General features: G+C 62.9%; 17 protein-coding genes and 1 pseudogene. 7 read left to right on the top strand and 11 right to left on the bottom strand.

The window, feature by feature from the left end; translation table 11 throughout:
• Positions 1–151 precede the first annotated feature (151 nt).
• The 7 genes and pseudogenes from ACSAMW_RS02460 to ACSAMW_RS02430 form a co-directional block, all read right to left on the bottom strand.
• On the bottom strand, positions 152–2794 hold the full coding sequence (locus ACSAMW_RS02460; protein WP_500592502.1) for an excinuclease ABC subunit UvrA: 2643 nt from the start codon (positions 2792–2794) through the stop codon (positions 152–154).
• Between the two features lie 176 nt (positions 2795–2970).
• A complete protein-coding gene (locus ACSAMW_RS02455) occupies positions 2971–3213 on the bottom strand; it encodes a hypothetical protein (RefSeq protein WP_500592501.1) in 243 nt (80 codons plus the stop codon).
• A 340-nt stretch (positions 3214–3553) separates the two neighbouring features.
• The gene (locus tag ACSAMW_RS02450) at positions 3554–4981 is read right to left on the bottom strand and encodes an FAD/NAD(P)-binding protein (protein WP_500592500.1); all 1428 of its coding nucleotides are present in this window, start codon (positions 4979–4981) and stop codon (positions 3554–3556) included.
• Positions 4982–5043: 62 nt separating this feature from the next.
• Positions 5044–5901, bottom strand: coding sequence for a CAP domain-containing protein (locus ACSAMW_RS02445; protein WP_500592499.1), 858 nt, complete (start codon positions 5899–5901; stop codon positions 5044–5046).
• Positions 5901–6356 carry a GNAT family N-acetyltransferase gene (locus ACSAMW_RS02440; protein ID WP_500592498.1) on the bottom strand — a complete coding sequence of 152 codons (456 nt, stop codon included), beginning with the start codon at positions 6354–6356 and terminating at the stop codon, positions 5901–5903. The genes ACSAMW_RS02445 and ACSAMW_RS02440 overlap by 1 nt, the downstream gene beginning before the upstream one ends.
• Positions 6357–6436: 80 nt before the next feature.
• A complete protein-coding gene (locus ACSAMW_RS02435) occupies positions 6437–7903 on the bottom strand; it encodes a methyl-accepting chemotaxis protein (RefSeq protein WP_500593948.1) in 1467 nt (488 codons plus the stop codon).
• Positions 7880–8347, bottom strand: a pseudogene (locus ACSAMW_RS02430) (cache domain-containing protein); the annotation flags it as partial. The gene ACSAMW_RS02435 and the pseudogene ACSAMW_RS02430, both read right to left, overlap by 24 nt.
• A gap of 687 nt (positions 8348–9034) precedes the next feature.
• Here ACSAMW_RS02430 and ACSAMW_RS02425 point away from each other — a divergent pair.
• The 5 genes from ACSAMW_RS02425 to ACSAMW_RS02405 all read left to right on the top strand — a co-directional run bounded on the left by ACSAMW_RS02425 (position 9035) and on the right by ACSAMW_RS02405 (position 14897).
• The gene (locus tag ACSAMW_RS02425; RefSeq protein WP_500592497.1) at positions 9035–10597 is read left to right on the top strand and encodes an ABC transporter ATP-binding protein; all 1563 of its coding nucleotides are present in this window, start codon (positions 9035–9037) and stop codon (positions 10595–10597) included.
• Positions 10597–11700, top strand: coding sequence for an ABC transporter permease (locus ACSAMW_RS02420; protein ID WP_500592496.1), 1104 nt, complete (start codon positions 10597–10599; stop codon positions 11698–11700). The genes ACSAMW_RS02425 and ACSAMW_RS02420 overlap by 1 nt, the downstream gene beginning before the upstream one ends.
• Positions 11700–12626, top strand: a complete 927-nt coding sequence (locus ACSAMW_RS02415; protein WP_500592495.1) for an ABC transporter permease — start codon at positions 11700–11702, stop codon at positions 12624–12626. The genes ACSAMW_RS02420 and ACSAMW_RS02415 overlap by 1 nt, the downstream gene beginning before the upstream one ends.
• Positions 12627–12708: 82 nt before the next feature.
• Positions 12709–13764, top strand: a complete 1056-nt coding sequence (locus ACSAMW_RS02410) for a BMP family ABC transporter substrate-binding protein (protein ID WP_500592494.1) — start codon at positions 12709–12711, stop codon at positions 13762–13764.
• Between the two features lie 164 nt (positions 13765–13928).
• Positions 13929–14897, top strand: coding sequence for a 2-oxoglutarate and iron-dependent oxygenase domain-containing protein (locus ACSAMW_RS02405; protein WP_500592493.1), 969 nt, complete (start codon positions 13929–13931; stop codon positions 14895–14897).
• Between the two features lie 10 nt (positions 14898–14907).
• Here the strand turns inward: ACSAMW_RS02405 and ACSAMW_RS02400 are convergent, their stop codons facing one another.
• Positions 14908–15537: a LysE family translocator gene (locus ACSAMW_RS02400; protein WP_500592492.1), complete on the bottom strand. Its 630-nt coding sequence runs from the start codon at positions 15535–15537 to the stop codon at positions 14908–14910.
• Between the two features lie 199 nt (positions 15538–15736).
• Between ACSAMW_RS02400 and ACSAMW_RS02395 the strand changes: the two genes are divergently transcribed.
• Positions 15737–17005: a serine/threonine transporter gene (locus tag ACSAMW_RS02395; RefSeq protein WP_500592491.1), complete on the top strand. Its 1269-nt coding sequence runs from the start codon at positions 15737–15739 to the stop codon at positions 17003–17005.
• Here the strand turns inward: ACSAMW_RS02395 and ACSAMW_RS02390 are convergent.
• The 3 genes from ACSAMW_RS02390 to eprS all read right to left on the bottom strand — a co-directional run bounded on the left by ACSAMW_RS02390 (position 17002) and on the right by eprS (position 24096).
• Positions 17002–17772: a CHAD domain-containing protein gene (locus ACSAMW_RS02390; protein ID WP_500592490.1), complete on the bottom strand. Its 771-nt coding sequence runs from the start codon at positions 17770–17772 to the stop codon at positions 17002–17004. The two genes, ACSAMW_RS02395 and ACSAMW_RS02390, sit on opposite strands and share 4 nt — an antisense overlap.
• Before the next feature lie 130 nt (positions 17773–17902).
• On the bottom strand, positions 17903–20998 hold the full coding sequence (locus tag ACSAMW_RS02385; RefSeq protein WP_500592489.1) for an autotransporter domain-containing protein: 3096 nt from the start codon (positions 20996–20998) through the stop codon (positions 17903–17905).
• A 95-nt stretch (positions 20999–21093) separates the two neighbouring features.
• Complete coding sequence (gene eprS, locus ACSAMW_RS02380) at positions 21094–24096, bottom strand: autotransporter serine peptidase EprS (RefSeq protein ID WP_500592488.1); 3003 nt, start codon at positions 24094–24096, stop codon at positions 21094–21096.
• Between the two features lie 428 nt (positions 24097–24524).
• Between eprS and ACSAMW_RS02375 the strand changes: the two genes are divergently transcribed.
• Complete coding sequence (locus tag ACSAMW_RS02375) at positions 24525–25211, top strand: SDR family NAD(P)-dependent oxidoreductase (RefSeq protein ID WP_500592487.1); 687 nt, start codon at positions 24525–24527, stop codon at positions 25209–25211.
• The last annotated feature ends 11 nt before the right edge of the window (positions 25212–25222 follow it).

Here is a 25222-nt window from a genome sequence, read left to right as displayed (position 1 = left end):
TTATGCCGCGTTAAAAGCCGGCTGGATTGCCAGCCCAGTCGGAATGCTCATTTACACCCAGTAAACCCGAGTGCGGGCCCAGTCCGCTTCCTCGCCGGCTTTTGCCTTGCCTAACCGGCGTTTCAAAAAATTTCGTACACAGCCTAATGTTTCAATGTTTCAACACCTGCGCCAGGAAGGGCGCCGTTCTGCTTGCTTTGCTCTGTCCCACCGTCTGTGGCGTGCCCTGCGCCACAAGCGTTCCACCTGCTGTACCCGCGCCAGGGCCGATATCCAGCACCCAGTCGCTGCCCGCCACTACACGCATGTCGTGCTCCACCACAATAACGGTATGGCCTGCTTCTACCAGGCGATTGAGCTGTACCAGCAGGCGGTCCACATCTTGGGGGTGCAAGCCCGTGGTGGGTTCATCCAATACATACAGCGCCGCCCCCCGTGCGCTGCGCTGCAGCTCGGTAGCCAGCTTGATACGCTGCGCTTCACCGCCCGACAGTTCCGTCGCAGGCTGGCCCAGCCGCAGGTAGCCCAGGCCGATGTCCTGAAGCACGTCCAGCGAGCGACGCACGGCGGGTTCGTCCTTGAACGCCTCACAGGCCTCCTCCACCGTTAGCTTCAGCACCTGGGCAATCGACAGCCCTTGCCACTGCACCGCCAGGGTTTCGGGGGTATAACGGTCACCGTGGCACACCGGGCAAGGGGCATAGACGCTGGGCATGAACAACAGCTCCACACTCACCATACCCTCGCCCTCACACGTTGGGCAGCGCCCCTTGGCCACGTTGAACGAGAACTGGCCCGCGTCAAAACCCTGTGCGCGGGCCTGGGGCGTGGCCGCGAACAGCTTGCGCACGTGATCGAACAACCCGGTGTACGTGGCCAGGTTGGACCGTGGCGTGCGCCCAATGGGCTTCTGGTCTACTGGGACCAGGCGGCGTAAGTGCTCCAGGCCTTCCACGATCCGACCTTCCACCGGCAGGGCTGGCTCATCATCCAGCCCTTGCTCCTCTTCGGGTGCGGCGGCGGTTGCCTGGCCCAAGTGCTGGCTGACCAGCTCAAGCAAAGCCTGGCTGACCAGGCTGGACTTGCCAGAGCCGGACACGCCTGTCACAGCGGTCAGGCAACCCAAAGGAAAGCGCACATCCAAGCCCTTGAGGTTGTTGCGTGTAATGCCTTCGAGCGCTAGCCAGCCTTGAGCAGCGCGCGGTGCCCTGGCTTGCGGTGCCTGACGGTCGAACAGGTAGGCGGCGGTTCGAGAATCAGCCACGTGGGCCAGGCCGGCGGGTGGCCCGCTATACAGCACCTGCCCGCCCCGTTCGCCAGCATCCGGCCCCACGTCCACCAACCAGTCGGCACGCCGCAGGGTGTCCAGGTCATGCTCGACCACAAACACCGAATTACCCGCCTCTTTGAGGCGCTCCAGGGCATCTAGCAAGGCTTGGCTATCCGCCGGATGAAGCCCCGCCGAGGGCTCGTCCAGCACATAGATAACACCAAACAGTTGAGAGTTGAGCTGGGTGGCCAGGCGCAGGCGCTGTAGCTCACCGGGTGACAACGTTGGGGTACTACGCTCCAGGTCCAGGTAGCCAAGGCCTAGCTCTATCAAGGTGGCCAGCCGTTCAAGCAACTCGTTGGCGATACGCTGCGCGGCCAGGCGCTTTTCCACCGACAGGTTGGGGGTATGGCGCACCTCCTTGCCTGACGCGTGCTCGCTCCCCCCTTTAGCCACGCGTGCATCACGCCCTGCCTTCACCTGCGCAGGCGTGAGGGTATCGCCATGTTCTTCGCCCTGTGTCAGGTAAGCGGCACTGGCCACAGGGCCCAGCACATCGCCCAGGCGTTGCAAGGGCAACCGCGACAGTTCGGCAATATCCAGCCCCGCAAACTTTACGCTCAAAGCTTCGGGCTTTAACCGCTTGCCGTCGCACACCGGGCATGTGTTGGCGCGCATGAACTGCCCCACCCGTTTGCGCATCATTGCGCTCTGGCTGTGGGCAAAGGTATGCAGCACATAGCGCCGGGCGCCGGTAAAGGTGCCTTGATAGCTGGGCTCGGCTTTGCGCTTAAGGGCCTCGCGGGCCTGGGCCGGAGAAAGGCCTGCATACACCGGCACGGTGGGCGTTTCTTCGGTGAACAGAATCCAGTCCCGCTGGGCTTGTGGCAGGTCCCGCCAGGGGACGTCTACGTCATAGCCCAGCGTTACCAGGATGTCGCGCAGGTTCTGGCCCTGCCAGGCCGTGGGCCAGGCGGCCACTGCACGCTCGCGGATAGACAGGGAAGGATCGGGCACCAGCGAAGCTTCGCTCACATCGAACACGCGCCCTAGCCCATGGCAATGGTCACAGGCACCTTGCGGTGTATTGGCGGAAAAATCCTCGGCATACAGCATAGGCTGGCCCGTAGGGTAACTACCGGCGCGCGAATACAACATGCGCACCAGGCTCGACAGCGTCGTTACGCTGCCCACCGACGACCGCGCATTAGGCGTGCCGCGCTGCTGTTGCAAGGCGACCGCAGGCGGCAGGCCTTCGATGCTACCCACATCCGGTACACCGGCTTGGTCGATCAAGCGCCGCGCGTAAGGCGCTACGGATTCAAAATAACGCCGCTGGGCTTCGGCATAGATCGTGGCAAAGGCCAACGACGATTTGCCGGAACCCGATACCCCGCTAAAGACCACCAAGGCATTGCGCGGTACGTCCACGTCCACGTTCTTTAGGTTGTGCTCACGGGCGCCGCGCACCCGCACGAATCCGCTGCCCAGGTCTGCCCGGGGCGCTTCAGGCGTGGAAGTCATTTAAAGTCCTTGCTGTACTTAACGCCTGTTCGATCCTTGGGAGGGCGGGATCGTTCAGCGTTAGCGCAAGGCAAAAACGGCAGGCTGGAAAAAGGGGCAACGCAGAGGGCAGCAGCGCCTGGCGCCTGTCACAGCACCGGATCCGTCTGCCTGAACGGTGTCATGCCCGCTTGGGTTCAGGGCTTGATAGGCGCCTCCGAAGCGGTGGTCACCAAGTGCGTGCGGGTAGCCTTGCGCGACTCGCTCACCATGAACTGGGGCGTGGCCGCACAGCGGTATTTCACTCCCCTGCCCACTGGCATGGTGGCCATGGTTTCCAGGCATTCTGCCCGGGAGGCATAGGTGGTGGGTTTCTGCTCGTCCAGGCAGCCTTCGGACGCTGTGCACATGCTCATTACAACTACGAATACGCTCATCATTTGGCAACACTCCTTTGCGAGGCCAGGCCGACCGGATAGGAAAATCTGGCGCGATGATGCACATGCCTCAAAGGGGAAAACAATGGGCGCCGCCCTACCGATCGTCGGTAATGTGGCGATTTGCCAACAGCTTCGCAGTTACTTGTATATCTGCTTGATTTACATGAACTATTCCAAAGTGCCACTAATTGATAAAAGTTCTCTTTTCAGCCGCTTTCAGCGGTTTTCCGCCGTCAATTCACCGACAGTGGCGTTTTGCCCACCCACAGCCTTTTGCTGTAAGAAACCTGACACGAAAATCAGGTAAAAATGCGCCAAAAAGAGGCAGGCCCAGACGTCATCAGGACAGCAGAACTCCCTCGGCACAAGTCAGCCTGATAGCTAGCGCTTTCGCTTGCGCTGCCACATCCGTTACAGCAGTGCTTTCCCACCACAGGCCGCGCAACGGTGGCCCGAGGGAGAACAGCACAGTCGAGGCCTGCCCTAGGGCATCCTTCACCGCCCCGCCGTCATCGGCATCGATGCCCAGCGCCAAGGGGCCGGGCTTTACCAACCCTTGAGCAAGCAATCGCTGGGGCAATGGTTTGGCGACGCGCCGCCAGTCGTATTCGATGCCACTGGAATTGATGACGGCCGCGCCCTCTATAAGGCGGGTAACAGCCTCACCCCGGCGCTTGAGCGCCAACTGCACCCCATTGGGCATGGATACCACGTTCTGCAGGCTTGCCGCTTCGATGCTTAGCCTGCCGTCTGCAAGCAGCCGCTGCAGCAACGCGGCGCCTTGGGGCGGTGAGCGATGGTGATGGCTTTCCCACCAGGGTCGCAGGTGGCGCACAAACTGCCGCTGGTGAAATTCGCTGGCCTGGTGCCATAAGCGGCCCACATGGGCCCGTACGGTGTCCAAAGGGGCCTGCCAATCCACACCCTGCTCAGCCGCAAGCCGGCAGTGGCGACGCAGTTCGGCCGACAATGCACGGGGTGTGGCTGGGCCTCTCCACTGTGCCAGGAAATCCTCCCAGTCCGGTGGCTGCCGGCGTGGCTGCGGCAACAGGCCATGGCGAGAGAACACCTGGATCGGCCCCTGATGCCCTGCCTGCTCCAGGGAAAGCAATGCATCGATCATGGTCAGGCCGGCGCCTACGATCATGACCCGCCCGTCCTTGGGCAAGGTGGCCATGGCGGGGATATCCCAGGGGTCCAGGCCGCTGAATGTAGCGTCGCCTGTGCGATGGGTGCGAGCCGCCGTAAATACGCCCGTGGCCAGCACCACCCGCGCAGCCTGCCATTGCGTGCCGTTTTCCAGCACAAGCGCTGCCCCCTGCTCATGCATACGCAGGTCCACCACTTCGGCCCGCACGTGCTCCAGTGTGGAACCGGGGCTCGATGCCAGTGCCTCGGTTAGCCGCTGCCGGGCATAGGTGCCAAACACCCCGCGCGGGGGAAACAACTGTGCGACCGGCACCCGCTGAAGTGCAGACGCTGGCCAACCCCCACCGTCGATAAAAGCCGTCAACCAATGGGTGAGGTCATCGGGCGCATCAGGGTCGATACTCATGCGCGCCGCGTTGCCGTTGAGGGTATGGCTCAGCGCCACTGCACTATAGGCCTCACCCCGGCCTACCTGGGCACGGGGTTCGAATATCACGATACGCCGAGGCCCAGGCCTGCGCAGCAGTTGCATGGCCAGCAACGCACCGCTAAGGCCCCCGCCGATGATCGCCACATCGGCGTAACGGCCACCCTCAGTCCCCACCTGCACCCCGCCCATGCCGCCGCTTCCTTGAAAGACTAAAGGGCCATGGTACACCGGGCACAAGGGCGGGTATGGCCTTAAGGCGCGCCGAACACCATGGTCCAATAGATACCGTTCTGGCTCGCGGCCATGGCGGTATAGCTGGCCCCTACCTGGGTGAACAGCGGGTTCATCAGGTTGGCACAGTGGCCAGGGCTGGCCAGCCAGCCGGCCATGGCCGCCGTGGGTGATCCTTGCCCGGCCGCGATGTTTTCGCCCACCTGGCGGCCGCGGTAGCCAGCGGCCCTGGCGCGGTCATAAGGCGTGTCTCCCTGAGGGCCGGCATGGGCAAAGTAATTGCCCAAGGCCATGGACTGGCTGTGCTGCAACGCCGCTGAGGCCAGTGCCGGGCTCCAGGCCAGGGGCTTGGCGGCACTGAAGCGCTGAGCGCCGCACAGGCGTGGCTTCCCACGCGCGGCATTGACTTGGGCGAGCAAGGCTTGGGCCGCAGCCCTAGGATCGCTCAGGCTGGTGTCCAGCAGCGGCCGCGCCAACACCACCTGCCAGTGCGTACCTACTTGGCTCACGCCAATATCGGCGTATTGGCCGTCCAGCAGCGCCGCACAATACCCCGCACGCAGTTGAGCAAAGGCCACTAGATTGTTTTCCGGGCCGTCGAGCCGGATGGCACGGACGGTAGCCGCTTGATAGCCGTTGGCCTTCAGCGCGTCTCGCATGCCGCCGGCATACCCAGGCGCCAAAGCAAGCTTTGGGTTGAGTACCAATGCGGGCACCGGGGTAGCTGGCAGCCGTGGGCAATCCGCAGGGCGCGCGCGGTAGGCATTGATCAGCTGAGCCAGGCTGGGTTGGGCGGCAGCCTGCACCACCGACCCCCCTAATAGGCAAGGCAGCAAGCATAGCGGTGTGACACGTAGGTTCAGAGACATGGAGGGCATCACCGACCGCTGCGGTGCATATCGATGTGAGGAATACCATCCTCCAGGTAGCTGTCCCCCTCGGCGGTGAACCCGTATCTCCCGTAATAGGTTTGCAGGTGAGCCTGGGCCGACAGGTAGAGGGGTTGACCCGGCCATAGCCGTTCGCAGGCGGCGATTGCCTGCTCCATCAACTGATGGCCCAACCCTCGGCCACGCCCTTCAGGCGCCGTGAGCACCCGCCCAATGGCAGCCGGTGCCTCGGCACAAGGTGCCAGCAGGCGCAGGTAGGCCACAAGCCGGCCGTCTTCATGGGCTAGCAGGTGGTGGGTGTCGCCTGCCAGGTCACGGTCGTCGATGTCTTGGTAAGGGCAATGCTGCTCCACGATGAACACTTCGCAGCGCAGGCGTAGCACAGCGTACAGCGTTGCTTTATCGAGATCATGGTGATGAAGGCAGGTCCAGGTAAGGGGCATGGCAGTGTCCAAGGCTTAAAGCACCTATAGTGGCAGCTTGAAGCACCTGGACAAACCCCTTCACCCCTCGGCCGTGCCGATCAGCGACCTCGGCTCAGCCCCCCCAGGCGCGAAGAAATAGCCTGCATACCTTGCCCCAACTCGCGCAGAGCACTGGCGTCACGGGCGCCTTCTTCGCTGGCCGTGTGAATACGCACGGCCAGTTCGTTGATTTCGTGGGTGACATGGCTTTGCTGCTGAGCTGCCACGGCAATCTGCTGCGCCCGCTGCACAATGTCATCAAAGCTGTTGACCGTGGTGCCAAGGGTCGCACTGACGCCCGTGGCCTGGTGCACCGCCTCCTGGGTACGTTCGGCCCCGCTCTGCATGGTACTCACGGCCACTATGGAGGCCTGGCGCAGTTGGGTGATCATGTCTTGAATCTCGTTGGCCGAAGTTTGCGCACGGCCTGCCAGGGTACGGACCTCATCTGCCACCACGGCAAAGCCGCGTCCTTGCTCGCCTGCACGTGCGGCTTCGATGGCCGCGTTCAAGGCCAGCAGGTTGGTCTGCTCGGAAATGGACTTGATCACATCCAGCACGCTGCCCACCCGTTCGATGTCTGTGCCCAAGCGGGTAATGGCGCTGGCAGCGCTGTTGATGTCTCCGGCCAGTACCTGGATGGACTCGCTGTTGCGCTGCACCTGCTGCTGCCCACCTTGGGCATCGAGCAGCGAGCGCTTGGCGGTTTCCGAGCAGTCGCTGGTGTTACGGGCCACTTCATTGGCGCTGGCCGACATTTCAGTCACTGCCGCCGCCAGCAGCGTATTGTCTTCGCGTTGAGCCTCGGCCCGGTCCGCCAGGCCATGGGACAGCTGAGCGAGGGCATTGGCCTGGCTCTCCAGCGACACCGATTCGTCCGCAATACGTTTAAGCATCTGGCGCAGCGAACCTGCGTATTTGTTCACGGCTGCCCGCAGAGCGCCCAACTCGTCTGCGCGGCGGATGTCCAGTTCGGCACCGCCCTGGCTGCCTTCGCCCAAGCGCTCGATCTGCACGGTAGTCTCCTCCAGCTGGGCCAGCAAACGCCGGCCTGCCAACCAGGCCAACCCCAGCAAGATAGCCAGCAGCGGCAGCAGGAACAGCATCAGTTGCTGCGTGATCGCATCGGCCAAGCCAACCACCCGTGCTTGCGGCGTCACCAGCCCGATGCGCCAACCGGTACCGTCCATGGTTTGCAGGGTCACGTAGGCCGGGCCGCCCAAGCGGCCGTCATGGCTGACGTACAGGGTAGTGGTTTGGGTGCCTTGGTTTGCCAGGTGGTCTACCACCGGCTGCAGCCAGGCATTGTTTTTCGCCAGGCCTGCCAACGTGGGCAGGCCCGCCTTGTCGGCCTTGGCGTCTGGGAAGAACAGCACATTACCGGCCCGGTCTACGGCGAAGGCATAGCCGCCGGTAACATTGCCTTGGGTACCCAAAAAGTCGGCCAGCCCATCCAGCTTCAGGTCCAAAGTAGTCACGCCGGCAAACGCGCCCTGCACCTGATAGGGCACGCTGCAGGTGGTCATGGCCACGCCGCTGACCGGGTCCTGATAAGCGTCTGACCATACGCAGCGGCCGGCAGGTGCAGTGCGGGCGCCGGTGTACCAGGCTTCGGCCTGATAAGGCGCTGCCTGGGGGCTGTTGTATTCCTCGGAATAATCCAGGCCATTGCTGGCGTTGCGAGCCCAGAAGAAACTGCGGCGCTGCACATCCGGTGTAAACAGGCCCGGCTCCGGCCACAGGCCGCCGCCCGCAATAGCGCGATCGCCTTGGCTGTCGATAACGCCTGGCAGGTTGGCTTTTACCAGTGCCTCGTCATGGGGCAAGCTCTGCGCCAGGTGCGCAAGGGCTGCCGTAGTGCCTTCGATGCGGCTCAGTTGCAAAGCCAACTGCCGGGTAATGGCACTGGCCGACTGCTCTGCCGCCTCCGTCCCCGCCGCGATCAGCCGTGGCTTGCCGCCGATGGCCATCACGCCATAGATAGCCACCGCAGTAAGCACCAGCAGGGCGAGGATGCCGAAGGTCATGCGCCCGGCAATGCGCTTAGGGATAAGAGCCATGGGATGTTTCCAGATAGAAGGGGCTATTAGCTGTTACGGCTGGGTCAGGAAATAATTGAGGGAGGGGCCGTAGTAGAGGGGCCTAGAAGCTGACGAGCGGGCATGACCCGCCAATCGTTATGCGAACAGGTCCATCGACTGGGCGGGCGACGCGCCCCATCGTCGTCCCCCGTGAATGGAATTACCTGCTGAACATTCATCATCCAGCGTTCAAAGGGGTTGCCATCACAGCCCGTCAACTTGACTTTGATCTGGACACGCGGCTGGCCTGACCCTTCCGAGGGCTTCGCAGGCTGGCGCCTACTCACACAGGGTTCACAGGAGGGTTCCAGTTATCAAACCCTCATGAAGGCTCCGTGTGGGACTGGTCGCAGCCGTAGGCGGAGGCCGGGAACGGTGCGCTTGCGCAGGGGTGCCCTTCCCTTGCACGAAAAAAGGCCGCGCGGTGCTGGGGCTGCCCTCCTTCAGCGCCTGCCCCAGCTAACGCGCCTACCTTTGCAGGTGGCCAGCCCATCTGCCACCGGCAAACGCTTCGAAACCTGACCTCCTGGCCAGCTTATTGCTTTACCTCGCCCAGCCTTCTGGAACGAGCTTGCCATGCCATCACCCACCCGCTGCCCTTGCCTGCAACTGCGCCAGATCAGCAAGCGCTACCCTAGCTGCCTGGCCAACGACGCCATCGACCTGAGCATTGAGGCTGGGGACATCCATGCGCTGCTGGGTGAGAACGGAGCAGGCAAAAGTACCCTGATGAAGATCATCTACGGGGTCACCCAGCCGGACAGTGGCGCCTTGATCTGGGAAGGCCAGCCAGTGCACATGCGCAACCCGGCACAAGCCCGGGCCCTAGGCATCGGCATGGTGTTCCAGCATTTCTCCCTCTTCGAAACCCTGACCGTAGCGCAGAACATTGCGCTGGCCATGGGGCCAGACCAGAGCCCCCGCCAGTTGGCACCCCGCATTCGCGACGTCTCGGCACGCTATGGCATGAGCGTAGCCCCCGAGCGCCTGGTACATAGCCTGTCCATCGGCGAGCGTCAGCGTGTGGAAATCGTGCGCTGCTTGATGCAAGACATCCGGCTGTTGATTCTCGACGAGCCCACCTCGGTACTCACACCCCAGGAGGCTGATGACCTGTTCGTGATCCTGCGCCGCTTGGCCAGCGAAGGGTGCAGCATTCTGTTCATCAGCCACAAGCTGAGCGAAGTGCGAGCGCTGTGCCACAGCGCGACAGTATTGCGAAGTGGGCGTGTTTCAGGCCACTGCGTGCCAGCCCAATGCTCGGACCTGGCACTGGCCCGCCTGATGGTAAGCGACGCCGAAGGACTGGGCGCGCAGTACCCGAAAACCCAAGGCGGTACGGATAGGCTTGTGGTGGACCAACTGAGCTGGGCAAACCCTGACCCGTTCGGCTGCTCGCTCAACGCCATTGACCTGGCCGTACGCTGCGGGGAAATCGTGGGCATCGCCGGTGTGGCAGGCAATGGCCAGGATGAGCTGATGGCGCTGTTAAGCGGTGAATGCACGCTACCAGGCTCGGCGGCCGGATGCCTACGCTTCGAAGGCCAGGCCATAGGGCGCCTTTACCCCGATCAACGCCGGGCCCTGGGGCTGGGCATTGTTCCGGCCGAACGGCTGGGCCATGGTGCAGTGCCAGACATGAGCCTGGCAGACAACACCCTGCTTACCGCCTTCAGCCAAGGCCTGGTCAGCCGGGGGCTGATCGCGCGGCGCAACGTTATGCACTTGGCCAACGACATCATCCGGCGCTTTTCGGTGAAGGCGCCGAATGCCCACGCCTCGGCGCGCAGCTTGTCGGGGGGCAACCTGCAGAAATTCATTCTAGGGCGCGAGATTCTCCAACAGCCCCGCGTATTGATCGCCGCTCACCCCACGTGGGGTGTAGACGTGGGCGCAGCCGCCGTGATTCACCGGGCGCTAGTGGCATTGCGTGACGCCGGTGCAGCCATTCTGGTGATCTCCGAGGACCTGGATGAACTGTTCAAGCTGTGTGACCGCCTGGGCGCTTTGTGCGGGGGACGGCTCAGTCGCCTGAAGGCCACTGTGGACACCACGCCAGCTGAGGTTGGCAGCTGGATGGCCGGCCAGTTCGAGGCTGCGCCTGCCGACTGCATCCCACCTGCCCAAAGGAGCCTGTGATGCTGCTGTCCCTTGAACCCCGTGGTCAGGCGTCCAAGCCCATGGTCTGGCTGTCCCCCGTGCTGGCAACCGTGCTGACCCTGCTGTGCGGGTCACTGCTGTTCATGGCCTTGGGGCAGGACCCGTTGGTAGCCTTGCACACTCTGTTGATCGACCCGGTGAGTGACCTGTATGGGGTGTCTGAACTGCTGGTGAAAACCACACCCATCCTGCTATGTGCCTTGGGCCTGGCTGTTGCCTACCGCGCTCGCCTGTGGAACATCGGCGCCGAGGGCCAGTTGCTGATGGGTGCCCTGGCCAGTAGCGCCGTGGCCGTCAACCTACTGAGCCTGGACAGCCGCTGGGCGCTGGTAGGGGTGCTGCTGGCAGGCACCTTGGGCGGCCTGCTTTGGGCGGCCGTGGTGGCCTGGCTTCGTACGCAGTTCAATGCCAATGAAATTCTGACCAGCATCATGCTCAATTATGTGGCGCTGAACCTGTTGTTATACGGGGTGCACGGCCCACTGAAGGATCCGGCCGGGTTTAACTTTCCAGAGTCGGCCATGTTTTCCGACGCCACCCGCCTGCCACTGCTGTTCGAGGAGGGTCGCGCTCACGCAGGCGCCTGGTTTGCCCTGCTCGCACTGGTCGCCGTATGGGTGCTGCTGCAACGCAGTTTCCTGGGGTTTCAGGTCAAGGTGCTGGGCCTGGACCGGCGTGCTGCGGCGTCTGTGGGGTTTCGTGAAAAGCGCCTGGTATGGCTGGTGCTGGTGCTCAGTGGTGGCCTGGCCGGGTTGGCAGGTGCTTGTGAGGTGACAGGGCCCATCGGCCAGTTGGTCCCACAGGTCAGCCCTGGGTACGGCTACGCGGCAATAACCGTCGCCTTTCTGGGGCGCCTGCACCCCATCGGCATTCTGCTTGCCAGCCTGTTGATGGCGCTGCTGTACCTGGGCGGCGAAAGCGCGCAGATGAACCTGAACCTGCCGCAGGCCGTTACCCAGTTGTTCCAGGGCCTGATGTTGTTTTTCCTGCTGGGCAGCGATGTGCTGATCCTGTACCGCCCCCGGCTGAACCTGCGCTGGGCCCGCCGCCGTGCGGTGGCCGAACCTGTGAGTGCCCTGTAATGGACATCGACCTGCTGAGCAATGTGTTCTATGCCATGGTGCGCACCGGTACGCCTTTGCTGCTGGTGGCCTTGGGCGAACTGGTGTGCGAAAAAAGCGGCGTATTGAACCTGGGCCAGGAAGGCATGATGCTGTTTGGAGCCGTGGCAGGGTTTATCGCCGCCTACAGCACCGGCCACCTATGGCTCGGGGTGTGCGTGTCCGTGCTGGCCGGGGTACTGCTGTCGTCACTGTTCGCCCTGGTGGCCTTGGCCTTCAACGCTAACCAAGTGGCCACAGGCTTGGCGTTGACCATTGTGGGTGTAGGGCTGTCCACCTTTGTGGGCGCTGCCTGGGTAGGCAAACCCCTTACCGGCTTTGAGCCTGTGGCATTGCCCTGGCTCAGCACACTGCCGGTGGTAGGGCGCATGCTGTTCGCTCAGGACCTGCTGGTCTACCTCTCCTTTGCCCTGTTTGCACTGGTGGCCTGGGTGGTATTGCGCAGCCGCCTGGGGCTGGTGCTGCAAGCGGTAGGCGAAAACCCGGACGCGGCCAGTGCCATGGGGCTACCCGTGCTGCGCATCCGCACCTTGGCGGTGCTGTTCGGCGGCGCCATGGCCGGCTTGTCGGGTGCCTACCTGTCGCTGGCCTATACCCCTATGTGGGCTGAAAACATGAGTGCGGGCCGGGGCTGGATCGCCTTGGCACTGGTGGTATTCGCCAGCTGGCAGGTAGGCCGGTTGCTCTTGGGGGCCTACCTGTTCGGGCTGATGAGCATTGTGCACCTGGTGGCCCAGGCCACCGGCCTATCGGTTCCACCCAATCTGCTGGCCATGCTGCCGTATGTGGCCACCATCCTTGTGCTGGTGCTGCTGTCCCGCGACCGCGTGCGCACCCGGCTGTACGCGCCCCTGTCGCTGGGCCAGCCCTGGCAACCCGGCCATTGAACCCGCCGCCTGGCGACGCGCGCTGAACCTACCCTTACCTGAAACGGAGCTGACCCCTGTGCGAAAACGCCCATTGAGAACGATGATTGCAACCCTGGCCGCTGCTGTAGGGCTGGCGAGCGCACTGACTGCCAGCGCGGCGCCGCTGAAAGTAGGCTTCGTGTATGTGGGGCCTATTGGGGACCACGGCTGGACGTACCAGCACGAACAGGGGCGCAAGGCGTTGGAAGCGCAGATGGGCGATAAGGTGAAAACCAGCTATGTGGAGAACGTGGCCGAAGGGGCCGACGCTGAGCGGGTGATCCGCGACATGGCCAAGGACAAGTACGACCTGGTATTCACCACGTCCTTTGGCTACATGAACCCCACGGTCAAGGTGGCCAAGCAATTCCCGAAGGTGATTTTCGAGCACGCCACGGGCTACAAGCAGGACAAGAACCTGGGCACTTACCTGGCCCGTACCTATGAGGGCCGCTACGTGGGGGGCTTTCTGGCTGCCAAGATGACCAAGAGCAAGAAGATCGGGTATGTGGCGTCCTTCCCTATTCCTGAAGTGATCCGTGACATCAACGCGATTCAGCTGGCCCTGAATAAATACAACCCTGGCACTGAACTGAAGGTGGTGTGGGTCAATTCCTGGTTCGACCCTGGCAAAGAGTCCGATGCGGCCAACGCGTTGATCGATCAGGGCGCCGATGTGATCTTCCAGCACACCGACAGCCCTGCTCCCATCCAGACCGCCGAACGCCGTGGTGTGTATGCCATAGGCTACGCCTCGGACATGGCCCACTTCGGCCCCAAGGCGGTACTGGCCTCCATCGTGAACAACTGGGCCCCGCATTACCTGCAAACCGCTCAGGCCGTGATCGACGGCACCTGGAAACCTCAGGATTTCTGGGGCGGCCTGGCCGATGGTACGGTTGAGCTGCCCATCAGCGAGGTGGTGCCCGCACCTATCAAAGCCGAGGCTGAACAATTGATCGCCGCCATCAAGAGCGGGGGCTTCAAGCCCTTTACCGGCCCCATCAAGGACCAGGCCGGCGTGGAGAAAATCCCGGCTGGCAGCAGCGCCAGCCAGGCCGACCTGGCGGGGATGAACTACTACGTGGAAGGCCTGACGGCACAGTTGCCTCAATAGCCAAGGCTTTACAGAGCGCTGCCCACTGTGGGATTGGGCGTAGCCGGAGGCGGAGACCGGGAACTCACCCAAGACGAATCGCCTGCAGATTGAACGGCAAGGTGGCACGACACACCTACGCCCTCTCCCTAAAAACGGATGAACAAAAGAGGAAAAAGCACCCCATGGACACCCTCCCCATCATCGACATCAGCCCCTTGTATGGCCAGGACGCCGACGCCCGTGCCCAGGTGTCGGGCGCCATCGACCAGGCGTGCCGCCAGTGGGGCTTTTTCTATATCAAAGGTCACCCTATCGCCCCCTCCCGTATTGCCAAACTGGCGGGCGCGGCCAAGGCCTTCTTTGCCGAACCCCTTGAGGCCAAGCTACGCATCGACATCACCCAGAGCCAACACCACCGTGGCTATGGCGCAATCGCCACAGAACAGCTGGACCCAGCCCGGCCCAGCGACCTGAAGGAAACGTTCGACATGGGCCTTCATTTGCCGGAGGGCCATCCCGAGGTCAGGGCCAGCAAGCCCCTGCGCGGGCCCAACCGCCACCCCGACCTGCCAGGTTGGGAAGCGCTCATGGAGCAGCACTATCAGGACATGCAAGCCCTGGCACAAACCCTGCTGCGGGCCATGACCCCGGCACTGGGCGTGCCGCCCGACTTTTTCGATCAACGCTTTGCCCAGCCGGTGAGTGTGTTCCGGATGATCCACTACCCGCCACGCCACACGGCCACATCCGCCGATCAGCAAGGCGCCGGTGCCCATACTGATTACGGCTGTGTGACCCTGCTGTATCAGGACGACACGGGCGGCTTGCAGGTGCGCAAGGTCAATGGCGAATGGATCGACGCGCCACCTATCGAAGGCACCTTTGTAGTGAACCTGGGGGACATGATGGCCCGGTGGAGCAATGCCCTGTACCTGTCCACCCCCCACCGGGTGATCAGCCCGCTGGGCGTGGACAGGTATGCCATGCCCTTTTTCGCCGAACCGCACCCGGACACCGTGATCGAGTGCCTGCCCGGCTGCCAAACCGAAAACAACCCGCCCCGCTACCCGGCCACTACCTGCGCGGCGTTCCTGTTGTCACGCTTTGCCGACACCTACGCGTACCGGCGCGAGCAGGATGTCAGTGCGTGAGGCAAAGGTATCAGGCGGTGGGCCGACGACCTATCGCCAAGGAGAACGCTGCCAACCCCAATAGAACGCCGTAGCTGCGACTGAACACTTGCTGGGCGATGGGCCGCACCAACCAGCGACGCAGGTGCAGCCCGAGCAGGGCATAGAGGGCAATAGCTACCCACTCCAGCAGGAGAAACGCCAGCCCCAACTGCAGAAACTGGCCTGCAAACGGTTGCTGAGCATCGACGAACTGAGGCAGGAAGGCTGTGAAGATAAGGATTGCCTTGGGATTACCCGCCGCGACCAGGCACTCCTGCCGCGCCATTGGCCAAAGGCTTTGTGAGTGTGCAGCAGGCTCGGCTTCAGCCAACAGGCCGTTACTGCGCCAAAGTTGCCAGGCCAGGTACAGCAAGTACGCAGCGCCGCCCCATTTGATCCCCGTAAAGAGCACAGCAGACGTCTGGATCACCGCTGCCAGGCCCACCGAGGCCAAGCCGATCATCACGGCAAAGACCAACAAACGCCCAATGCCAGCAGCGCAGGCCTGAAAAAAGCCACGATGCGTGGCGTTATGGATGGACAACAGATTGTTAGGGCCAGGGGCCAGGTTCAGTGCAAAACACGCAGGTATAAACAGCGCCCAAGTCGACAGTTCCATGTCCTTTTTTCCGTGGTAGTGAAGTCACAGCAAAACCTAACATAGGCCGGGGCATCAGGCGGGCCAAAACCGCCGCCCAGCACACCAGGCTTTGCAACCGTGACTAAACATTACACAATTGCGGCTTTTTTCCAGTGGCTGCCCTGTTTCCTGACCCAAGGGGTGGCCGTGCCTCAAGCCTTGCTCACGGAGACCCCGAATGAATCAGCAGGCCACTGCCGCCCCTCTCACCCCCACCGCTGAGGCGCGCTGGGGGCGCAGCGACACCACCTGGATGCTGGGCCTGTTCGGCACAGCCATTGGCGCAGGTACGCTGTTCTTGCCCATCAATGCGGGCGTGGGTGGCTTCTGGCCTTTGCTGGTACTGACCCTGCTGGCCTTCCCCATGACGTTCTACGCCCACCGTGGCCTCACCCGGTTTGTACTGTCGGGCCGTAACGGAGCCGACATCACCGGCGTGGTGGAAGAGCATTTCGGCAAAAAAGCCGGCACGCTGATTACCCTGCTCTACTTCTTTGCAATATTCCCCATTCTGCTGATCTACAGCGTCGCCCTCACCAATACCGTGGGTAGCTTTCTTGAGCACCAGTTGCATGTGACGCCACTACCCCGGGCGACCCTGGCTGCGCTGCTGATTGTGGGACTGATGATCGTGGTGCGCTGCGGGGAAGTGGTGATCGTGAAAGTGATGAGTGTGCTGGTCTACCCGTTCATCGCGGCACTGGTGCTGCTGGGGCTGTTCCTGGTCCCGCACTGGAACGGCGGCATTCTGAGCACTGCCACAGAAGTGCCCAGTGCGAGCGCGTTCCTGCACACACTGTGGCTGGCCATTCCCGTGATGGTGTTCTCGTTCAACCACTCGCCTATCATTTCGGCGTTCGCCGTGGACCGTCAGCGCGCCTATGGGGATCAGGCCGAACGTCGGTGCAGCCAGATCCTGAGCCGCGCCCACGCGCTGATGGTGATCACCGTGATGTTCTTCGTGTTCAGCTGCGTGCTGGTGCTGTCCCCGGCGCAGCTGGCTGAGGCCAAGGCTCAGAACCTGTCGATTCTGTCTTACCTGGCCAACCACTTCAGCAACCCCACCATCGCGTTTGCCGCGCCGATTATTGCGGTGGTTGCCATCGCTAAATCCTTCCTGGGCCATTATATCGGGGCCAGCGAGGGCCTGCGTGGCTTGCTCAACAAGCGCGCCAACAGCACCCCTGGCAAGGCACAGGATCGCGTAGTGGCCGTGTCCATGGCAGTGGTGTGCTGGGCCGTCGCTACCCTCAACCCCAGCATACTGGGCATGATCGAAACCCTCGGGGGCCCGGTGATTGCCGCCATTCTGTTCCTGATGCCCATGTATGCCATACGGCGCGTCCCTGCCTTGCGGCGCTATGCCGGGCAGTGGTCGAACCTGTTTGTGGTGGTAGTGGGCCTGGTGTCCATTTCGGCCCTGGTGTATTCGCTGGTGCAGGCCTAAACGCCAGTGTCGGGCAACTGATCGCGCAGCACGCTCATGGCAGCCTCTGCCTCACGCAGCTGGTCGGCAGACGCCTGGGCCCATTGCTGCGTGAGGGGTGCCAGGTCTGCTTCCTCGGCGACGCGCAGGCACCACTGGTGGTGGTCATGCCAGGCACCTAGCGCAGACTGCACGGCTTTCAGCGACTTGCCCGCCTTCGGAGACAGCGGGGACAGGTCGTTGAACGCTTCTACCAGGTAGCGGGTACGTTTGACCAGGATACGGATTTCATGACGGTCATGGCCGTCTTCGGCCAGCGCTTTGTGTAGCTTCTCAACGTGCTTGTGCAGCGTTTTTTCAACTTTATGTTTGAGAGGCTTGTCGGCGCGGGCGACTTTCATGGCACGAAACGCACGGGGCCAATCGTCCAGGGCCTTGAGCAAGCGCTCCAGTTGAGGGCTGTGTGCCACCGCTTGGTATTGATCGGCCAACCGCTCACGGCGCCGCCGTGCGGCTGAAGGCAAGCCTTTGCGCTCAAGCTCCTGGGCAATCACTTCAAGGTCACGAGGCGGCGTTGTCAGGCGCCCGATGGCGGCAGCTGCCTCTTTGAGGGGGAGCATCGCTGCCTGCCGGCGTACCGGGATCAGCAAGCTTCGAATACGGCGCACCGCAATGCGCAGGTCATGCAAGGCTTCGGGATCCGTGCCCGCCAGCAGGCGTGCACGGGCGTTAAAAATCCGGACTTCCAACTGCAGGATTTCGGCTACGAACGTGTCGATAAACGTCATGTGTGCTACTCGGCGGGTGGTTGGCAAGCCAGCGCTTCGCTGGCGCGCTCTCAACAGACCGCCTAGCAGCACAGGTGTTGCCAATCAATGCGTACGCAAGGGTTTCAACCTGTTGCACGCCAGCTAAGGTTTAGAACTGCCAGTCCAGCGACAGCCCTACCCCGTGGGTCTTGTCACTGGCACCTAGCAGGCCGTTGTAATCGAAGTTCAGCCGTGCCTCCCGGTTCAGGGCCAGGCTGGCGCGGGCGCCTACTACAGCGGCGTTGCGGTCCATGGATACACCCTGTACGGCAAAGGCCGTGGCACTGCTGGTGAAGGCCAGGTGCTGCTCGGCTGAGGTGTTGCTCAGGTTGTGCTGCCAGCCCAGGGTGCCCGACACGTCCAGGGTTTGCGTGTCAGTGAGGTTGAACCGGTTGCCTGCCCGCACACCCAAGGTCGACAGCACGGCATCGCGTGTATCGTCGCCGGCCCTCAAGGCAGCATCGCCACCTTTTTCGGTAAAGCTGTCGTTGTCCAAGTGGACATAAGCCAGGTTGGCAAATGGCTCAAGGGCCAGAGGTTGCAGGTTGAGCGTATACGCCGCCTCAGTGAAGACCTGGGTGGATTGGGCGTCGCGCTTGACCTTCAGGCGCTCAGGCGACGCGCCCAGTTGCAGGTCCCGTTTGACGTCGATGCGATGCCAGCTGTGAGACGCACCTGCCGTGATGCGCAAAGGGCCCTGCTGCTGGCCGATATAGGCGCCCACGTGGTAGCTATCGGCCGACGCCTGCGAGTGGGTGCCGTCGCCTAGCCCCAGCGAGGTATCACTGTAACCAGCCATGGCACCCACCCGGGTGTGGTCAGCAACCAACGCGTCCACGCCAGCCAGCAGGCCACCCAGCGAGGCCGTGGAACTGGCCGTACCGCTGCTGCCGGTATTGGTGCCCCAGGCGCCCAGCGCCTTGATCCACACATTATTGCCCTCATGGCCAGGTTCGGGTTGCTCATACAGCCCGTCGACGCGCAAACGGTCGCTTACTGCCTCCCGTACCTGCCGGCTGTCCTTGATGAGCTGAGTCCCGATTGCAGGGTGTACCTCACCGGACAATTGGGTGTAGGCACGGCGTGCCGTGGCAGTGTCGGGGCTTGACAGTACCTCCTCGTAGACCGGGTTACCCTGCCCCAGCTGTTCAGCAGCCGCTGCGACTCGGGCCTGGTTGGCGGTGTAGGCGGCACTGGCAAAGGTGTCGGCATTGCGCTCGACGGCCAAGGCGACGCCGGTGGGGCTGTAGGTCAGGTTCCCGTCCAGGAAGGCGTAGTTATCCAGCACGGTTGCGAACTGGCCCTGTACGCCACCGGCAGCCTGTAGCACAGTGAATTCCCGGCCCAGCACGCTGCTGATGGAAGGGGTGCCCAGGGCGGTGGCGCTGTTTTCCAGGGTCAAACCCATGGTGGCGCCCGTGACCGTGGCCCGCCCGCCTGCTATAAGGCGGTCACTGCCGGTGGGCGACAGCTCTACCGCGTAGAGAGAGCCCGGCGCCAGGGTCGCGTCCCCTGCCACCTGCAAGGTGCCGATGGAGTTGCCGGGCGCCACCGTGCCGCCACGGTTGGCGGTCAATGACGCTACCCGGCCATTACCGCCCAGTACGCCGGTGTCGTTCACGGTCACGGCAGAAGCCAGGGAGCCGTTGATCGCCAGCCGGCCTCCATTGACGAGGGTTGGGCCGCTGTAGGTGTTGGTGCCGGTCAGTACCAGCGTGCCGATGCCTTGCTTGGTAAGGCCGCCATGCCCGGCGATGTCGTTGCTCCAGACGTCCCGCCCGCACTGGGCACCGCTGCAGGTACGTTGTGTAGGCTTGCCGGCGTCCACCACAGCGCCCACACCGGGCAGGTCCGCCACGAACTGGCTGTCGCCATAAGCCCCGTCGATACGGAACTCGGCCGGTATATCCGCCTCGGTCACGAACTGGCTCGGGCCATTGACGGCCTTGCCCAGGTTGATCATGCCCCACCCGTAGAGCGCATCTACGCCTGGCGCGCCCAGGTCGGTGGCAGTGGTTTTCAGCACCTCGGCCACTTGTGCTCCGGTCATGTAGGGGAAGCGCTCCATCAGCACGGCCATGCTGCCGGCCACATGAGGGGCGGCCATGGACGTGCCGTTCTTGTTGGCCCAGCCAACGGTCAGGTCCTGAAGGCTGGTGCCATTGAGCACCGAACTGTAGATGCGCGTACCCGGCGCAGACACACAGAAACTGGCGGTGTAGCCGCAGCGTGAGGAAAAGGTACTGAGGGTATAAGGCGTTGTGGCAGCCGCCGCGGCGTCCGGGTTCTGCTGCAGGGCGGCGACCGTCAGCCAGTTGGGGGCGATGGCCGGAACGAAATACCCCAGGCCGGCCATGGCGTCGGGATTGTTCAGGTTGTAGTCATTGCCCGCTGCGAAAATAGTCACCACGCCACTGCGCGCCGCGTCGATGGCGCCTTGGTAGGCACCGCCCGGCCGGGTGCCCAGAATCTGGCGGATCTGGTCGAACTGCGCTTGCGCGTCTTGCACAGTAAAGTGCGGGAATGCGGGGTCGCGCCCGCCTTGATCGAACCGGTCGGTGATGCCGATGCCCCAGCTGTTATTGATGATGCGGGCGCCACTGTCGACCAAAGCGTTCCACCCAGCCTGGTACACCGCACCGTCGTTGCCGAGCACAATGCCGTCTTCCGGGCCGGGGTCACCATTGTCAGCGCTGATGATCTGGGCGTTGAACGCCACACCGTGCATGGGCCCACCGTCTCGGTTGCCACCGGCAATGCCGCCCACGTGCGTGCCATGGTTGCCCAGGCGCCCATTGGAGTCTGGTGTGGGGGTGCCGTCATACCGGAACGCATCACCGGCCTTCACCGGTATGTAGGGGTCGGTGTACTCGCGGATGCCGCTGGTTACCAAGTTGGTGACCTTGCCTGGGCTGGCAAACTCCGGGTGAGGCGCATACACCGGCTGGTCGAAGATACCCAGCTTCACACCACTGCCGGTGTAACCGGCGGCATAGGCCTGGTCGGCGTTGATGGCGCCCAGGCCCCACTGTGCTTTGAACTCAGCGCTGCGCCAGCTGGCGGGATCACCGGCCTGGCCGGCTTCCACATAGGGTGCCGCCTGCGCTACCCCTAAGGTAGCCAGGTAGCACGCCATGGCACCGAGCGACACACGGTTGGCCGCACGAACGGCATGGGCCAGGGAACGAACAGTTGAGGCTTTCATAGCAATCACACTCCTTTATGAGCGCGCACAAGCCCCCGCGCGGAGGCCGCCTTGGCCGCCGCGTTGCTGGTTAGCCAGCTAGGGGTAGGTAACTATCAGAATTGCCAGTTGAGGCTTACGCCCACGCCATGGCTTTTTTCACGGCTGGCCAGTTGGCCGCTGTAGTCCAGGCTGACGCTCGCCGCCTGGCTCAAGGCCAGGCGGGCATGAGCGCCCACCAGCGCGGCATCGCGCACCAGCGGCGAGCTTTCGATACCGAAGGCGCTGCCGCCCGAGGCAAAGGCCAGGTGCTGCGTTGACTCGGTATCGCTCAGGTTGTGCTGCCAACCCAGGCTACCGGACAGGTCGACCTTTTGATGGTCATTGACGGCGATGGAGGTCAGCGCACGTACCCCCAAGGTACTGAGCACGGCGTCGCGGGTATCGCTGCCCGAGGCCAGGGCGGCGGCATCGCCTTTTTCAGTGAAGCTGTCAGTACCCAGGTGGACGTAGGCCAGATTGGCGAAGGGTTCCAGCGCGGCGGCCTGTAGCGGTACCCGGTAGGCCGCCTCGGTGAACACTTGAGCGGTTTGCCCGTCGTGCTTGGTTTTCTCCCGGCCGCCGGCGCCGTTAACCTGCACATCGCGCTTGGCATCGATCCGATGCCAGCTGTAGGCGCCCCCCAGGGTCAGGCGTAAGGCACCGATTTCATGCCCCAGGTAGGCCCCCAGGTGGTAGCTGTTCACGGATGCCCTGGCGTGGGTGCCTGATCCCATGTTCACCGAGCTGTCACTGTAGCCGCCCACAACGCCCACGCGGGTAGCGTCCGCAATGTTGGTATCCATACCCGCCAGCAGGCCGCCCAATGACGAGGTGTAGCCTGCGGTGTCATGGCGTGAATCGGTGGTGCCCCATGCGCCGAGGGCTTTGAGCCACACGTTATCCTGCGCCGCCCCTGTGGTGTCTGCACTGAACACGCTGGCGCCCAGGCGCTCGCCCACTGCGTCACGGACCGCACGGCTGTCGTTGAGCAGTTGGGCAGTGATGGCGGGATAGAGCTCGCCCGACAAGGACTGAAGGCTGTCGCGGGCCACTGCAGCATCAGAGGACAGCAACAGGTTTTCATAGACCGCCTTCCCCTCCCCCAACGCCTCGGCAGCCGTGGCAACTGCGGCTTGGTTAGGCGTGTGCGCGACGCTCGCGAAGGCGGCTGTACGCTCGGTCGTCAAGGCAATGCCATTGGCCGTGTAGGCCAGTTGGCCACCCAGGAACGCATAGGGGGAACTGACCGCCGCGAATTGGCCAGTTACCCCACTGGCCGCCTGCAATACAGTGTATTGGTGGCCGATCAGGGTTTGGCCAGGCTGGGTATTCAACGCCCGAGGCGTTGGGTCCAGGGCTAGGGCCATGCTGGCCCCGGAGACCGTGGCGCTACCCGTGGCCACGAGGCGGTCACTGGCGGTGGGCGACAGTTCGACGGCGAAGGTGGAACCCGGTTCGAATGTCACATTGCCGTTCACCTGCAAAGTACCGATGGAGTTCCCCGGTGCCACTTGACCGCCGCTCAATGCCGTCAGGTTGCCCACCTGCCCATTGCCGCCAAGGGTGCCGCCAGCGTTGACACGTACTGCAGAGGCCAGGCTACCGTTCACGGACAGCACACCCCCGTTGACCTGAGTGTCACCGCGGTAAGTGTTGGCCCCGTCCAGGATGAGCCGGCCTGCGCCGGATTTGATCAGGCTTCCCTGATACTGGCGCTGTGCAGCCGCGGCTGCACGGGCCATGCCTACGGCATAGTCGGCCTGGTCCTGTTGGCTGGCGGTGCTGGCGATGCCGTTGCGCCAGCCTTTGCTGTCCAGGGTTTGCTGCCAGGCGGCCTGCTCGATGGCGTCTTCGCCTTGTCGCTGGATCAGTGCCTGGTCAGAGATGGCGTTGCTCCAGATATCCACCTGGCCTGCCCCCAGGTTGGCGTTGAAGGTGCCCAGCAGCTGGCCCGGGCCGCGCATCGCCCGCTCCAGGTTCGCCACGCCCCAGCCCACCGTAGCATTGGGTGCCTGGGTCACCGAACCATCGAGCTGGGTGGCGGTGGTGAGCAGCACCTGCAAAGCCTGCTCATTGTTCATATAGGGGTAGCGCTCCATGACCAGCGCCAGGGCGCCCGTGGCATGGGGGGCGGCCATGGAGGTGCCAGACTTGAGCGCGTAACCCCCGCCCGGCACGGTGCTGTTGATCAGCCGGCCAGGGGTGGTGATGCACCAGTATTTGGCGGCGCCGCACTGGTTGTAGCGCTGGGCATTGGCGCTGTCCAGGCCAGACACGGCCAGCCAGTGGCCTTCAAGGTCAGGTTCGAAATACGGCAGGGCGGCCCTTACGCTGGCGTTGGCGTAGCCGGTGTTGCCAGCGCTGAACACGTTGATCGCGCCCTTGCGCGATACCGCAGCGGCTTCATCCAGCCAGGTGCCGCGGTTGTAGTGCTGGGCATAGGCGGCATGGAGCCCTTCCAAGGTGGCATAGGTCACGTCAGGGGGCTGGCTGCCCCAGCTGTTGTTGATGGCACGCACGCCGGCCTCGGCCAGGGCGCCGTACGCAGCCCGGAAGTACAAAGGGTCTGGGTTGGGCCCGAACAGGAAGCTGTCACTCTGGTTGGTATTGGCCACATACACCTGCGCGTTGTATGCCACGCCATGCATGCCCACGCCGTCGCGGGCCGCGCCCATGGTCCCGGTCACGTGGGTGCCGTGAGTGTCGTTGTTGGGGTTGATGGCACCGGTCACGCTGAAAGGCGACCCGTCCACATAGGTGCCTGTGGCGGTCACTGCGTGGTAGCGAACGGGGCTTGCTTCGGGGTGTGTGGGATCGAAACCTGAGTCCAGCGCACCGATGTTCACACCTTGCCCGGTGATCCCGGCTGCATACGCCTGGTCAGCCTGAATGCGCCCCAGCCCCCAGTCACTTTGAAACTCTGCCGAACGCCAACTGGCTGCGTCCCCTAACTTTCCTTGTTCCACATAGTCGGCATGGGCTGAACCCACCAGCGTGAACGACAGTGCGCAAAGTGCGCCTGTAGTGACGGGTTTAACGGAATAACGCACAGCACGGACAGCTTTGAGCCTTCGCATCCTTGCACACCCTTTAAACAGTTAGCTCCCTATTGAGCGCTTCAGCAACATAGTCGGGGGTGAGGGTTATGGCAAACAATTATTTCAAGATTGATACAATGCCAAGCCCGTACACACGGCTGTTGGCGGGTATACGCCTGAATGATAGTGGTTTAGGGGGCTACTTTAAGGTGGACTAACCACGTGGTTAAGAACTTCAAAGGCGATATCGATATAGTGGCACTTTAATTACAGTGCTTAGCATGACTTATCAGTCAAGTTCCACTATTTGCTAATGGATAACAGATTACCGCTTCAGCAAACGTTCGGCTGGAAGAACGCTCTTTTACAGGGGTGGCTACCCAGATATTTGACTAAACACCACCAGCCCTGTACCACTGCGCTTATGGCAAACCTTCAGCCACGTTAGTGTGTAGCGACCGCCCTCAATGAACAGCCTCCCCCAGCCCTACCACGCCTTGATTATCGGTGCCACAGGCACCCTTGGCAGAGCGTTTGCCGAATGCTTGAATCAAGACCCACACTGTGCCGGGGTGGTGGGGCTAGGTCGCTCCACCATACCTTCCCTGGACCTCGGCCTACCGAACACCATTATCGCCGCTGCCTCGCAACTGGCTGGCCAGGCGCCCTTCGACTTGATCATCCTGGCCACTGGTGTGCTCCATGGTGAAGGGTTCATGCCAGAAAAAACCCTTGAAGCCCTGAACCAGGAGCAGTTGCTGGCCACCTTCCAGGCCAACGCCTTCGGGCCAGCGCTGGTACTGCAGCAGTTCCTCCCCTTGCTCTCGGCCAACGGCGTCATGGCCGTATTGTCTGCAAAAGTAGGCAGCATCGAAGACAACCGCTTGGGGGGTTGGTATAGCTACCGTGCCTCCAAGGCCGCGCTCAACATGCTGGTCAAGACCGCCGCCATCGAAAGCGCCCGGCGCTGGCCCCACAAGCGTCTGGTAGCCCTGCACCCCGGAACCGTTACTTCGCCCCTGTCCCGCCCCTTCCGCCGCGAAGCGCGCGCACCTCGGGAAGCCGCCGCGGACATGCTGCAGGTGCTAGACGCTCTGCGCCCGGAGGACCATGGTGGGTTCTTCAGTTACAGCGGGGAACGGTTGCCTTGGTAACGCCATCGATA

The sequence above is a fragment of the Pseudomonas sp. AB39(2026) genome (assembly GCF_059831485.1).
This window is presented reverse-complemented; position numbering and strand designations above follow the sequence as displayed.